The sequence below is a fragment of the Vibrio sp. YT-18 genome, from assembly GCF_033337345.1.
In the GTDB taxonomy this organism is placed as follows: Bacteria; Pseudomonadota; Gammaproteobacteria; order Enterobacterales; family Vibrionaceae; genus Vibrio; species Vibrio alginolyticus.
Map to the genome: position 1 here is coordinate 130,684 of NZ_JAWOQO010000005.1, position 13,776 is coordinate 144,459.

The 13,776-nt window shown below is 44.3% G+C and carries 14 protein-coding genes; 9 read left to right on the forward strand and 5 right to left on the reverse strand.

Annotation, left to right across the window (positions count from 1 at the left end; all coding sequences use genetic code 11):
- Positions 1 to 220 precede the first annotated feature (220 nt).
- From R7M72_RS08985 to nirD, 5 genes are all read left to right on the forward strand, one after another.
- The gene (locus tag R7M72_RS08985) at positions 221 to 1,585 is read left to right on the forward strand and encodes a CmpA/NrtA family ABC transporter substrate-binding protein (RefSeq protein WP_017818739.1); all 1,365 of its coding nucleotides are present in this window, start codon (positions 221 to 223) and stop codon (positions 1,583 to 1,585) included.
- A gap of 72 nt (positions 1,586 to 1,657) precedes the next feature.
- The gene (locus R7M72_RS08990; RefSeq protein ID WP_042604122.1) at positions 1,658 to 2,623 is read left to right on the forward strand and encodes an ABC transporter permease; all 966 of its coding nucleotides are present in this window, start codon (positions 1,658 to 1,660) and stop codon (positions 2,621 to 2,623) included.
- 11 nt (positions 2,624 to 2,634) lie between these two features.
- Positions 2,635 to 3,471 (forward strand): ABC transporter ATP-binding protein, encoded by an 837-nt coding sequence (locus tag R7M72_RS08995; protein ID WP_005450080.1) that lies wholly within the window; start codon positions 2,635 to 2,637, stop codon positions 3,469 to 3,471.
- A gap of 10 nt (positions 3,472 to 3,481) precedes the next feature.
- Positions 3,482 to 6,001 (forward strand): nitrite reductase large subunit NirB, encoded by a 2,520-nt coding sequence (gene nirB / locus R7M72_RS09000; protein ID WP_315957192.1) that lies wholly within the window; start codon positions 3,482 to 3,484, stop codon positions 5,999 to 6,001.
- Positions 6,002 to 6,337, forward strand: a complete 336-nt coding sequence (nirD, locus tag R7M72_RS09005; RefSeq protein WP_005375895.1) for a nitrite reductase small subunit NirD — start codon at positions 6,002 to 6,004, stop codon at positions 6,335 to 6,337. It abuts the gene before it with no gap.
- 98 nt (positions 6,338 to 6,435) lie between these two features.
- Here the strand turns inward: nirD and R7M72_RS09010 are convergent, their stop codons facing one another.
- Positions 6,436 to 6,840, reverse strand: coding sequence for a PPC domain-containing DNA-binding protein (locus R7M72_RS09010; RefSeq protein WP_047100978.1), 405 nt, complete (start codon positions 6,838 to 6,840; stop codon positions 6,436 to 6,438).
- Between the two features lies 1 nt (position 6,841).
- The gene (locus R7M72_RS09015) at positions 6,842 to 7,417 is read right to left on the reverse strand and encodes a TetR/AcrR family transcriptional regulator (protein ID WP_005375904.1); all 576 of its coding nucleotides are present in this window, start codon (positions 7,415 to 7,417) and stop codon (positions 6,842 to 6,844) included.
- Positions 7,418 to 7,701: 284 nt separating this feature from the next.
- On the opposite strand from R7M72_RS09015, the gene R7M72_RS09020 reads away from it, so the two are divergent.
- The 4 genes from R7M72_RS09020 to R7M72_RS09035 all read left to right on the forward strand — a co-directional run bounded on the left by R7M72_RS09020 (position 7,702) and on the right by R7M72_RS09035 (position 10,498).
- Positions 7,702 to 8,316 carry a glutathione S-transferase family protein gene (locus R7M72_RS09020; protein ID WP_005375905.1) on the forward strand — a complete coding sequence of 205 codons (615 nt, stop codon included), beginning with the start codon at positions 7,702 to 7,704 and terminating at the stop codon, positions 8,314 to 8,316.
- 220 nt (positions 8,317 to 8,536) lie between these two features.
- On the forward strand, positions 8,537 to 8,797 hold the full coding sequence (locus tag R7M72_RS09025; protein WP_005375908.1) for a hypothetical protein: 261 nt from the start codon (positions 8,537 to 8,539) through the stop codon (positions 8,795 to 8,797).
- Positions 8,798 to 8,826: 29 nt separating this feature from the next.
- On the forward strand, positions 8,827 to 10,056 hold the full coding sequence (locus R7M72_RS09030) for a PP2C family protein-serine/threonine phosphatase (RefSeq protein ID WP_005375910.1): 1,230 nt from the start codon (positions 8,827 to 8,829) through the stop codon (positions 10,054 to 10,056).
- Entirely contained in the window at positions 10,037 to 10,498 is a 462-nt protein-coding gene (locus R7M72_RS09035; protein ID WP_005375914.1) for an ATP-binding protein, read from the forward strand. The genes R7M72_RS09030 and R7M72_RS09035 overlap by 20 nt, the downstream gene beginning before the upstream one ends.
- Positions 10,499 to 10,568: 70 nt before the next feature.
- Here the strand turns inward: R7M72_RS09035 and R7M72_RS09040 are convergent, their stop codons facing one another.
- The 3 genes from R7M72_RS09040 to R7M72_RS09050 all read right to left on the reverse strand — a co-directional run bounded on the left by R7M72_RS09040 (position 10,569) and on the right by R7M72_RS09050 (position 13,727).
- Entirely contained in the window at positions 10,569 to 10,760 is a 192-nt protein-coding gene (locus R7M72_RS09040; protein ID WP_005375916.1) for a hypothetical protein, read from the reverse strand.
- A gap of 34 nt (positions 10,761 to 10,794) precedes the next feature.
- Positions 10,795 to 11,130, reverse strand: coding sequence for an Hpt domain-containing protein (locus tag R7M72_RS09045; protein ID WP_005375918.1), 336 nt, complete (start codon positions 11,128 to 11,130; stop codon positions 10,795 to 10,797).
- Between the two features lie 446 nt (positions 11,131 to 11,576).
- Entirely contained in the window at positions 11,577 to 13,727 is a 2,151-nt protein-coding gene (locus R7M72_RS09050; RefSeq protein ID WP_165439090.1) for a serine/threonine-protein kinase, read from the reverse strand.
- Between the last annotated feature and the right edge of the window lie 49 nt (positions 13,728 to 13,776).

Consider the following 13,776-nt stretch of genomic DNA (forward strand, 5'->3'; position numbering starts at 1 on the left):
GTGTTGCACTATCAGCAAGCAATAACAGGGAATTAGAAACGGTAGAATAAACTAATTCATTGTATTTACAGTGAAAAATAAGTTGGCACAGTAATTGGATTAGTAGAATTGGGTTTATTGTTGAATCGCTTATCTCAATTATCAACGGCGGTAATTGTAGACTTAGCAACGGCGCTACTGCTCTTCGGAGTAGTGGCGCTTTTTTTATGGGAGCAAACCAATGAAATGGAGTTCGATGCTGAAAGTGTCAGCAATTTCGTTATCGGTATTCACCGCGGTCAGTGTAAAGGCAGAGTTGGGTGAACCAGAAATTGAAGATCTGAAGTTTGGTTTTATTAAGTTAACTGATATGGCACCGCTGGCGGTTGCTTATGAGAAAGGCTTTTTTGAAGACGAAGGCTTGTACGTCACTTTAGAAGCACAAGCAAACTGGAAGGTGCTATTAGACCGAGTCATCGACGGTGAGCTTGCTGGCGCGCACATGCTTGCTGGTCAGCCATTGGGCGCAACGATTGGTGTTGGCACAAAAGCAGAAGTGATTACTGCGTTCAGTATGGATTTGAACGGCAACGCAATCACGGTTTCCAATGATACTTGGGAGCAGATGAAGCAATACATTCCAAAGCAACCAGATGGCAAGCCAGTTCACCCAATCAAAGCGGATGCACTGAAGCCTGTGGTCGACAGCTATCTGGATAAAGGCAAACCGTTCAACATGGGGATGGTGTTCCCTGTATCGACGCACAACTATGAGTTGCGATACTGGTTAGCGGCAGGTGGGATTCATCCAGGTTTTTACGCACCAGACTCAGGCGATAACAGTGGCCAGTTGGATGCTGACGTTCTTTTGAGTGTTACACCGCCACCACAAATGCCAGCAACAATGGAAGCGGGCACGATCAAAGGGTACTGCGTAGGCGAACCATGGAACCAACAAGCCGTATTCAAAGGTATTGGTACGCCAGTTGTGACCGATTACGAGATCTGGAAGAACAACCCAGAGAAAGTGTTTGGTGTTTCTAAAGCTTGGGCTGAGAAGTATCCAAACACGCACATTCGCGTAGTGAAAGCCTTGATTCGAGCGGCACATTGGTTGGATGAAAACGACAATGCCAACCGCCAAGAAGCAGTGAAGATGCTATCAAAAAGCGAATACGTTGGAGCGGATGCCGAAGTTATCGCCAACTCAATGACCGGAACATTTGAATACGAGAAAGGCGACAAACGAGACGTGCCAGACTTCAACGTGTTCTTCCGTCATAACGCCACATATCCGTATTACAGCGATGCGATTTGGTATCTGACTCAAATGCGCCGTTGGGGACAAATCTCAAGCGAGAAATCCGATGATTGGTACATGGATGTGGCAAAAGAGGTTTACCGTCCAGATATCTACCAACAAGCGGCTCAAGCGCTAATTGAAGATGGTGTGTTGAGCAAAAAAGACTTCCCAGATTTCAGTGCTGAAGATGGTTTTCGTGCGCCACAAACACACTTTATCGACAACATCGTTTATGACGGTCGCGAGCCAAATAAATATCTGGAGAAGTTCTCTATCGGGCTTAAAGGAAAAGACAAGGTTTAACTATAACGATAATCGCCACAGGCGAGGGAATTCGCTTGTGGCAACAAGGATGTAAATTTCTTAGGAGTGAGTATGTCTAGTAATGTCATTTCCCTGTTTCCTGCTAAGCAGGTAGTGAACCGAAGTCGGTTGGTGCTTTTGCCCGTCATTGGTTTGCTGATCTTTTTGGCAATGTGGCACTTAGCAGCGAGAGAAGTGCAAACCTCATTAGGTACGCTACCGGGGCCTGTGCAAACTTTTCAGCAGTTCAGCAACCTTGTCGATGACCATTGGCAAGAGCGAGAAAAGGAACAAGCGTTTATCGAACGTCAGGAAAAGCGCAATGCTGCAAAATTAGCCAAAAATCCAGACGCGGAAGTGAAGATTCGTCCTTACACAGGTAAACCGACGTTCTTCGACCAAATCATAACAAGCTTAGTGACTGTAACTGCCGGCTTTCTGCTGGCGACGATTATCGCGATTCCGCTTGGCATCGTGCTTGGTCTTAATCAAGGGCTGTATCAAGCGTTCAACCCAATCATTCAACTGCTCAAGCCCGTATCACCTTTAGCTTGGCTACCCATCGTTACCATGGTTGTAAGTGCCACTTATGTGAGTGATGACCCGATGTTTGCTAAGTCGTTCATTAACTCTCTGATCACAGTAGCGCTATGTAGCTTATGGCCGACGCTGATTAATACCGCTGTGGGTGTAACGAGCGTTGATAAAGACTTAATCAACGTGAGCAAAGTGCTCCAACTTTCGTGGTGGCAGCACATTCGCACTATCGTTTTACCTTCTGCCATTCCAATGATCTTCACAGGTTTACGTCTCTCTTTAGGTATCGCTTGGATGGTGTTGATTGCGGCAGAAATGCTCGCTCAGAACCCGGGGTTAGGCAAGTTCGTTTGGGATGAATTCCAGAACGGCAGCTCGGCATCATTGGGGCGCATCATGGTGGCAGTCATCACCATTGGTTTTATCGGTTTGATGCTCGATAGAGGCATGCTGCAACTTCAAAAGTGGCTGTCTTGGAATAAACAACAAGCGTTGAGATAAGGGAAACGATCATGGAAAAAGCATTATTAGATCTAACGCGTTTAGGGATGCGATTCCCAACGCCAGATGGCGAGTTCATCGCGCTTAAGAACGTCGATTTACAAATCAATAAAGGTGAGTTTGTATCCCTAATTGGTCACTCTGGCTGCGGTAAATCAACGGTATTAAACTTAGTCGCAGGGCTACACATGCCAACAGACGGCGGCGTAATAGTCGATGGACGAGAGGTGGCAGGGCCGGGACCCGACCGCGCAGTGGTATTCCAAAACCATTCATTATTGCCTTGGTTAACCGTGTATCAAAACGTTGAGCTTGCAGTAAAACAAATTGCCGGCAAAAAGGGCAAAGCGTGGATTCAGGAACAAGTGAACCACTATTTGGAGTTGATTCAAATGCAGCATGCTGCGCACAAAAAGCCGGATGAAATCTCGGGCGGTATGAAGCAGCGAGTCGGCATTGCGAGAGCACTGGCACTTCAACCAAAGGTTTTGCTGATGGATGAGCCATTTGGTGCGTTGGATGCGTTAACACGTGCGCATTTGCAGGATGCACTGATGAAGATCCAAGCCGAGCTAAACAACACCGTGATCATGATTACTCACGATGTGGATGAAGCGGTGCTGCTATCCGACAAAATCGTGATGATGACCAACGGACCGGCAGCAACCATTGGTGAAGTGTTAGAAGTGAACCTACCTCGCCCTCGTGAGCGTGTCGCACTGGCGGATGATGCGCAGTATCAGAAGTGTCGACAAGCCGTATTGAAGTTCCTTTATGAGAAGCAATCCAAAGTCGAGATTCCTGCTTCGAAAGAAGACAAACCCAAAACCGCAGCGCAAACGGCATAAGGAGGCAGCGATGAACAGTCCTTTAACGATTCCAGTAAAGAACGCATTGAGCCACATCGTTGTGGTAGGCAACGGTATGGTCGGGCAACACCTTGTCGAGCAATTGGTACAGAAAAACGCGCATTTGGAGCACCGAATTACCGTGATTGGTGCAGAGCGCTTTATCGCGTATGACCGTGTACAGTTGTCCTCTTTGTTTGCGGGCAAATCTCATGATGATTTGATGCTGAGTAACCAAGAATGGTACGACATGCATGGCATCCAACTCGTACTTGGCAGCCAAGTAACAGGCATCGACAGAGAACAAAAGCGCCTTCTGCTTGATGGTGAAGATGTGCTGGGTTACGACCAACTTGTGCTCGCGACTGGTTCTTACCCGTTTGTGCCTCCAATTGAGGGTAAAGACCGAGACAACGTGTTTGTCTACCGCACGCTTGATGACCTTTCACAAATCAAGAAGGCATGTGAAGGCGCAAGAACAGGCGCAGTGATTGGTGGTGGCTTGTTGGGTTTAGAAGCGGCAAACGCACTCAAACTATTGGGGCTAGAAACTCACGTTATTGAATTTGCACCCCGCCTGATGCCCGTGCAGTTAGACGATGGTGCTGGCTTAGTGCTAAAAGAGAAGATTGAAGCGCTGGGGCTAACTGTTCATACCTCGACGGGTACGGAGCGAATCTGCGATGGTGAAACGGCTAAGCATCGTATGGTGTTTAAAGACAAAGATCCTCTCGAAGTGGATGTGATTGTCTTCTCCGCAGGTATTCGCCCTCAAGATGAGTTGGCAAAAATGGCTGAGCTAGAAGTCGGCGAGCGAGGCGGCATTGTGATTGACAACCAATGCCAAACCAGCGATGAGAATATTTATGCGATTGGCGAATGTGCCCTTTGGGAGCAGAAGATCTTTGGTTTAGTCGCACCCGGTTACACCATGGCGAGAACCACTGCCGATGTCTTGACTGGGATGCCAAGCGAAGGTTTCAAAGGTGCAGACATGAGCACCAAACTCAAGCTGCTTGGGGTGGATGTGGCGTCTATCGGCGATGCACAAATGCAAACCGAAGGCGCACAAGAAATGGTCTTGCAAGATGCGGTTGCAGGCATCTACAAAAAGTTGGTGGTTGATGCGAGTGGTACCCAATTACTTGGTGCGATTCTCGTCGGTGACAACAGTGACTACGATGCGCTTTTGCAGTGTTATTTGAACAAAACGGTCCTGCCAGATCACGCGGCGAACCTGCTGTTTGATACCGGAATGCTTGATGGAGAGATGCCAGACAGCGCCATTATCTGTTCTTGTCACAACGTCACAAAAGGTGACTTAGTTGCCGAGATACAAGCTGGCACCACCAACCTGACGGACCTTAAAGCCAACACCAAAGCCGGTACTGGCTGTGGTGGCTGTAACAATATGGTCAAGTCGGTATTGGATACTCAACTGGCAGCTATGGGGGTAGAGGTCAACAACCACCTTTGTGCGCACTTTGAGTTAAGTCGCCAAGAGATGTTCCATATTTGCCAAGTGGAACAAATCAAAGACTTCGACACCTTAATTGCACTGCATGGCAAAGGGCATGGGTGTGATATCTGTAAGCCGACAGCAGCATCTGTGTTTGCTTCTTTGTGGAATGAACACATCATGGAGCCGCAGCATCAATCTCTGCAAGATTCTAATGATGCCTTTATGGCGAACCTACAAAAAGATGGCTCTTACTCGATTGTACCTCGTGTTCCGGGCGGCGAAATTACACCAGACAAACTCATCGTGCTAGGCGAAGTTGCTCAGCAATACGATCTGTACACCAAAATCACTGGCGGTCAGCGCGTGGATTTATTTGGTGCGCAGTTAGAGCAACTCCCAGAAATCTGGCAAACCTTAATTGATGCTGGTTTTGAAACAGGGCACGCCTACGGCAAGTCGGTTCGCACCGTGAAATCTTGCGTCGGTTCTACTTGGTGTCGCTATGGTGTTGATGATTCGGTTGGATTAGCCATTGAGTTAGAGAACCGATACAAAGGATTGCGAGCGCCCCATAAGCTTAAGTTTGCCGTATCGGGCTGTACTCGAGAGTGTGCAGAAGCGCAAAGTAAAGACATTGGGGTGATCGCCACCGAAAACGGCTGGAATCTATACGTTTGCGGGAATGGCGGCATGAGACCAAGACACGCTGATTTGTTTGCATCTGACTTATCCAAATCAGAGTTGATCACCATGATTGACCGAGTATTGATGTTCTACGTCAGCACCGCTGATCGCTTGCAGCGTACGTCGGTGTGGATGGAGAACATGGAAGGGGGCCTAGATTACCTTAAACAAGTGATTTTGGATGACTCTCTCAACCTATGTGATTCATTGGATGAGCAAATGGCGCGAGTCATAGATACCTATCAATGTGAGTGGAAGAGTACGCTGGATAATCCTCAGAAATTGCAACGCTTCCGTCCTTTCTTGAACAGCACGTCGGGCAGCAAAGTCTTGCCGTACCAACGTGTGCGCGGTCAGCGTATTCCGGTGAAACAGGAGGTGTAAATGGCAGCTTTAACCAAAGTGAAATTGTGTCAGCTTGATGACTTAATGCCGTTTATCGGTGCCACTGTATTGATTGAAGGTGAGCATGTCGCGTTATTCTACATTCCTGATAGTGGTGTTTATGCCGTTCAAGATTGGGACCCAATTGGTAAGGCTTATGTGATGAGTCGAGGGATTGTCGGTGATATCGATGGTGAGATGTGTGTTGCATCACCACTGTACAAACAGCATTTCAGTTTAAAGAGTGGGCAGTGTTTGGAAGATGAAGCGTACTGTCTAAAAACTTGGCAAGTAACGGTCGACGATAATCAGGTTTGTTATTTAGTCGAAGAATGATCCTAGAAATTTGCCTGCTCGATATGAGTAAATTCTTAGCGTAAGAGATAAGCGGATAAAGCTCCAGAGACCACACGGTAAGGCTCTGGAGCTTTTAATTATTCGCAAGGATTCACTTGTAGTTCGGTATAGCCAGTCGAGTCGTCCATCGCTCTAGTGAACTCAAGTTCTGAGTAAGAATGGATGATCAATTCTGCGGTAGTATCAATCACTGTGCCTTCCAACAAATGCCCACCCCAAACTCGTCCTTCACGATCAGACACCGAGATATGAACGTGTTGATGTTCAGCCGTTAGGGTTCCCATCACAGAGACAATTTCAAATGGCTCTTGTTTGGTTAACGTACTCTCTGCACCTGCCAAACGAAGGTTGAGGTCAGAGGTACAGCCAACGCATGAGGCAATCGAGCCTGCTTTGATACCATGCTGCTCGACCAATTTCGCTAGGCTCAGCTTTAAGTCCATGCCTTTGGTAAGACGTACTGCTATCACTTCAATCGACATGTCACTTCCTAATCAAAACCAGCAAGCAGGAAAGCGCCGTATCCAAATCGGCATAACGTTTGGCTTTGCCAAGTACGCGCATGCCTTGCATGTTGTTGAGAACAAAACGAGCAAGCTCTTCTGGTTTCAGCGTTTTCGGCACTAAGGTTTCTTTTTGCGCATTGGTCAGCGCATCCGCAATGATGTCGATAAGATGGTCAAACAAAAAATGCCCTTTACGCAGTACATCATCGTCTTCGCCAGCGTGCTCAATCAACGCATTTTGAATAAAGCACCCACAGTTCCGTTTGCGCTGCAGCTCAGCAAAAGATTTAAGGAACGATTCTAACTCAGGTAAAGACGCATCGTCTTTTTCCAAATCATTGAGTGACGGTAGCGAGACCTTTTTTAAGTAAGTATCGAGCGCTTCGTAGTAGAGCTGTTGCTTGTCACCATAGGTGTTGTAAAGACTGAAGCGGTTGATGTTCAACTCGTCGGTGAGATCCGAGATAGACGTGTTCGCAAAGCCCTTGCGCCAAAACACATCCATAGCCACGAGAAGCTTTTCATCTCGGTCGAAGTTGGCTTTTCTTGCCATAAATTACCTGCCTGGGTCTGCTTATCGGGTAATTAAATTGCTTTGGAGGGATGGTACAGAGAACCTCTAGCGTTCGAACTGAACCAATATGATGAATACCCATCTATGCTTGGGTATCAGCCTCCAAATTCATGTGAACTCACAAACGGCATCAAAAATCTCGCTCAGCAAACAGACCCACAACTGTTTGAAAATTTTTGATAGTGAAGTTCTTGACTGATCGTTTATAAACTGGCTACAGTATATCCTAACCAATCGGTTAGAAAAAGATAAAAGGATGTGAAATGAAGCTCTATGAAACCGCAATGACTCCAAGTTGTAAGCGAGTTAGCATTTTTCTAAAGGAAATCGGTGGCGAGGTTGAGCGAATTGCGCTGAACGTTCGTGAGGGCGATAACCTATCTGAACCGTTTAAATCGAAAAGCGTGAACGGCAAAGTGCCTTTACTGGAACTGGATGACGGCACGACGATCTGTGAAAGCGTGGCGATTTGTCGCTACCTAGATGAAGCGTTTGAAAATGATCTGGCGCTGTTTGGTGCAAACCAGCTCGAACGTGCTCAGGTGGAAATGTGGCATCGTGTGGTGGAGTTCCAAGGACTAAATGCGGCATTTCAGGCGTTTCGAAACATGACCGGAGTTTATGGAGACAGAGAACGTTGTGTTGAAGCATGGGGCGAAGAATCAAAACAACGCGTCTACGAATTTCTGCCTGTCTTAGACAAGCGTCTTGAACATAATGATTTTATCGCCGTAGACCATTTTACTATCGTCGATATAACAGGCTTTATTTTGATCAGTTTCGCAATTAAAGGCCTAGAAATTGATGTGCTATCGACGTCGCCAAACATTGCTCGATGGTATAACCAAATTTTAGCTAGACCTGCATTTCAGAGTTAATGTATTGCAGCGAGTGGATGATAGCTCGCTGCTACCACCTTACCGATTCTTAACTCAGCAGGATATTCAAATTTTTTCAGATTTTTCTTATTTTTTCTCCTATCGCCTATAATTGGAAAAACAACCTCAATTTGCTTCGTTGCGTTTTAGAGCCTTGAGCTCTTGGTCCGTAGACGCTCTCTTTCATCATGGAAAGTCTAATAATAGACAAGGAGAGGTCATGAATATTCAAGTGAAAACTATCAATAATATTCTAATCGCCCTGTTAATGGTTTCGGTTTTTGGTCTATTCGCACTGTACCTCAATTACACACAGCAGAATGAACAGATTGAAAGGCTGCAAAGTCAGTTAATCGAAAAAGAGCATCAGATACTAATTTCTAATGAAGCGTTGTCTTACACTCGATATCAACACCAATTATTAGCCGAAGACTACAGCCGTTTTAGAAATGAGCAGTCAGTGACTAGTGTTTTGCGTTAGCCAGTATAGCAACCACTTTAAGGAGGCAGATGAAACCCATTCTTTTGGTCGATGACAGTAAAACAGTACTGCTTTACATCAGCAGTGCATTGGAAAAGCAAGGCTATGAAGTGCTTGCTGTTGAAGACGGACGAGCGGCGCTCGAAGTGCTAACCCACCGCCCTGATATTCAGTTTGTGCTGAGTGATTTAATGATGCCTGGAATTAATGGTATTGAATTGTGTCGCCAATTAAAATCTAAAGTTAGCGAACGCTACATTTTTTTTGTTCTACTGTCTTCTAGAAATGACCAAAGTTCGATCGTGAAAGGCATTGATGCTGGCGCAGATGATTTCGTAGATAAGAAGACGTCTGTAGAGGAACTTCAGGCCAGAATCCGTGCGGGGTTTCGTACTTTAGAACTGCACAACAAACTCGTTGAGAGAAATAAAGAGCTAGATGCGGCCTACCAAACAATTCACCAAGACCTGCAGTCTGCGAGTCAACTGATGGAGCAACTACTCCCTGCTGAATCAACTATCCAAAATATACAGTTTAGTTATGTCTACAGACCATGCTCCCAGATTGGTGGTGATATGTTGGGGTATTTGGAGCTCGATGAACAACATGTTGCGTTTTATGTATGTGATGTTTCTGGTCATGGTATTTCTTCAGCTTTGATGGCTTTTTCTATTCAACAGACACTATCTCAAAGTCAGGGGCCTGATTCGATCACGATGGAGTTGAGAGATGACTGCTATTGCGTAAGTGAGCCAGCATCTGTGATTGAACGGCTAAATCGGCGTTATCAGCAAACTAGAAACAGTCAACTTTACTTTACTATGGCTTACGCCATTCTTAACACAAAATCAGGGCGACTTAGCTATTGCACGGCTGGCCACCCCAGGATCTTAGTTTGGCGAGCGAGTACGAACACGATGGAACAGATAGGTGACGATAACTTTATCGTTGGTGCAATGCAGCCGATAGAATATAGCGGTAACCAAATTAGTCTAGATGAGGGCGATGCATTGTGGCTTTATTCGGATGGTTTGATTGAAGCGAGGCAGGGTGAGGAGATGTTTTCACTACAACGATTGGCATCGAGTATAAAAGCTGTTTGCACGCTGCCAGTTGAAGATCAAGTGGGAGACGTCTTTAAAAAAGTACAATCTTGGCACAACGAAGATGAGTTTGATGATGATGCCAGCCTTTTACAGGTAAAATGGCATGGTGAGAGGCTCGATTTTAAGGAAAAGAATGTCAAAGAGCGAATTTAAACGAACTTACGGGAGCTCCCTTACTCACTCACGAAGTGCGAGCAAAGACGTTGTTCGGTTTTTGATGGGTCATCAAATCCCCTTAAATGCAATTCAATCATTGGAGCTTTGTGTCGTTGAGCTCATGAATAACGCTTATATTCATTCTTACAGTGAAATAGAAGGCCTGCCAATTGAAGTGGAGTGTAGGGTTGGGGATGACCAAGTGTCCGGTTTCGTGGAACTGAGAGTCTCTGATTGCGGAGCGCCGATCAATGAGAAGACGTTCATCCAACATAAAAATAAACAGATTGAGGCACCTAACTTAATGGATGACGATAGTTGGTCCTCCTCTGGTCGCGGACTGATGTTAGTCGCTCAATTATCTGACCTGTTTAAATTGGAAAAAGGTTTCGAAAACAATACGTTTGTTGTAGTGAAAAGGAATTGGGAGAGAAACTAACAACCAAGCAAAGTCGATTTGCTTCACTTGGTCCCTAGCGTTAATCTGACGGTTGCGTTGTATATCATTGTTATTTTGTATTCGTTGTTGGTGCTGGTGATAGTAACGCCTCCAACTCTTCTGGTGTTAGAATATCACTGATGTTTAACATATTATTTTCATCATCTAGCGCCATCTTTGTACGGCTAAGTAAGTACCTTTTTTGAGTTGGTGTTAGGTCTTTGAGAGACTCAATCAACTCCCTGAAATTGCTATTATTCATTGCCATATTTCCCCCAGTTAAGCCTTGAATTTCTTTATTGCATATTCTTCAAGTAAGCGAAGATTTGTTGATTAATTGCAGCTAGCTCTTCAGTAACTATAGCTATATCTGAGCTATCTGGCGCTGTATCGTTTCTGGTTTTTTCTTCTATTCTTTGAAACGCAATGACCGCGGTGTCTTCTCCGAAACTCTCTAGAATGCCCTTTAAACTATGCGCTAATAGATAGAGTTCTGACCAACATCTGCTTGTATATAGCTCATCTATACGCTCTATATCATTCGTGTGATCTTCAAGGTATGTAGAAAAAACAGTGACGATCAGATCTACGTCGTTATCCATGTATGTATTGAGAACATCAAAATTAATCATGTATACCCCTATTAAACGTTGCGGTAGAGGAATGTTTCGGATAATGAAGGCTTAGCCGAAGGTATGAATGGCATAACCAGTATTTGAGCAGAAATAGTTTGCTTGTCGCTTGAGATAAACTTACAAAAAGAAAGTCATTGTTAAAGATATTTTGACTTATATCCAAACGGCAATGGTCGAAATGTAGGGATGAAAAAACTTCAACTCGCGTGTTTTTAACACAAGTAGCAAAGGGGACGTTTCCAAGTAAAACGCCGAGTCGGTAAGTGTCTTGCAGTCCTAGTTTAAGGCTATCGTTACATACGGACGCCAGACGTTCGCCAACTTTGACTATTCCTTCAGTCAAGGCTAACTCTCCTCATTAAGTACAAGTATAAATTAGCAATCTAGTTGCATATTGGCAAGTGATCTGCGGCAAAAAAGGGACTCGCGTCCCTTTTGTATTACTAGCTTTGCTTAGAGTCCTGTTCTATTTGCTTCATAAGCTCGTTGGCTTTCTTCATAGCGCGTCTTGCGCTTGAAGTCCTTCGCTTATTAAGTAATATATCGGAGAAGCGTAAGTATTTATCAGCAGTTTTGAATCTTAAATCGTTAACATCCTGAAAACCAATAGGAAAGTTTTTCGAGAACAGATCCACATCCTTCACCAAGTTATCGAGATGAGTTGTCGTCCTTGCCTTTTCTAGGCGAGAATAAAAGTTTTCAAACTCTTTTTGGAACAGGATTCTAGCGGCATCTTCTGGAAACGGTAGAGGGCTGTTGGAATCTAGCGCTGTCTCATATAATTTCATTTCCAGCACTGCATCTTTCATCGCATTACTTATCTGTAAGTTCTCTTGATGCTCTTCTACGTTTGAAAAGAAGGTGTTCCCAACCTTAATAAGAGCAACAAGTGCAGCTGCGTCTTTCTTTTGGAGTGCTTCAGTGAGGTGCTGACCGAAAACATCGCTAGATAACGAACTTGGCGTGAAAGGATAACCTTGATGAATCTGATTTAACTCATCCTTGAGCTCATAGATGGATTTACTGCCGTCTTCTTTACTGTACCGAGACTTTTCAAGTTGACTGTTGATTTGCCTTGCTATCGAAAGTAACGTGGAGTGCTTGCTTGACTGAATATCTAAGGCAAGAACTTCTATTTTATGTGAGTCAGGGTAGTAGGTTTTTGCTTTATCAAGTATGGACTCAATTTCATCATAATTCGGGTAGTTGTTGGCATCAGAATTCAAAACCTGATCAATTTCAGATTCAAACTCGCTGAGAATATAGGTCTTGTGTAAGCGTAATAAGCCAGCCTTAACGACTGGATGTAAGCTTTTTTCACTATCAATCAGTGCCAAACTTTTTTCTGCTGGCGTATCAAGCTGCCACTCTTGTCCGGCAATTTGATCATTTTGCTTGCTAATAACGGTTTCCAAATTGGCGATGGTTTCTTGTTGCTGCTGATAACCAAATACAATGCCGCTAACTAATAATATACTCGCTGCCGCGCCGCTAGCGATAGGCCAATAGCGCATATTCAATTTGCGTTTCAACTGCTCAGGGGTCAGCTCGTTCGGAATGATGCCAGTTGAAAATACGCTTGAAAATATTGGCCACTTAGATGCAGGCATGTTAGTTGGTTTAGAGACCTTGATCTTCTTTTTGAGAGCTTCATTAACTGGAGTTCTTGCGTAAGGGTGTTTGCAACTCAATAGCTCGTAAGCAATACAAAATAGAGCAAACATATCGTCGCTTAAGTTCGGTTCCTTACCGGATAACAGGTTGAGTGATGCATAGTTGGGAGTATAACCAAGCGTTTCAACATTTTCGGATTTACGTTTAGCCGCATATTGATCCTGCTTTAATTGATGAGTTTTAGATACACCAAAATCAAGCAACTTAACGTTACCCTCAGACGTTAAAATCACATTAGCGGGCTTTAGGTCGGCGTGCACTACACCAAGAGAGTGAGCATATGAGAGTGCATCGAGTACCTGATTTAGGATTGATAAAGTTGCATTAAACTTCAGCCCATGGGGCCTAGAACGCTGTATTAAACTCTCTAATGTTTCTCCGTTAATATACTCCATAACTAAAAAGTATATTTCGCCATCAACACCAAAATCAAAAACCCTAATGATATTAGGGTGGCTTAACCTTTGAGTTTGTTGAGCTTCACGTATTAACATGCGTGCAGTCTCTGGTTGAGAAGCAAACTCTTTCTGTAATATTTTTAACGCAACGTAGGGTGTTTCTGAACCTGAAGATTCAAGAATCCTATCTTTAGCTAAGTAAACATCGCAAAGCCCACCATGCCCAATAACCGACTCAATTTCATACCGATTTTTAACGGTCGCTCCTATTAAGCTTTCGTTAATAACATCTTTGTTATTATTTAATGAGTCATCTTTATTGTTTTTTTTCTTATTAACTAACGGAGTGTTTTCTTTTTGAGACAGTTTTGTATTTGTTTCATTTTTATTTTTAACGGAGGTTTCATTATTAGTGAGTTTGGTTGATTTAATTGCATTGTCTCGTTTTTGAGTCTTTACAATTTTAGTTTTATCTCCGCTTTCTTCGTTATTTATAGAATTGTTTTTATTACTGTCTTCCATCACAAGAACTCCGTATAAATGATGGGGGAATATATACCTTTCTGCTCAA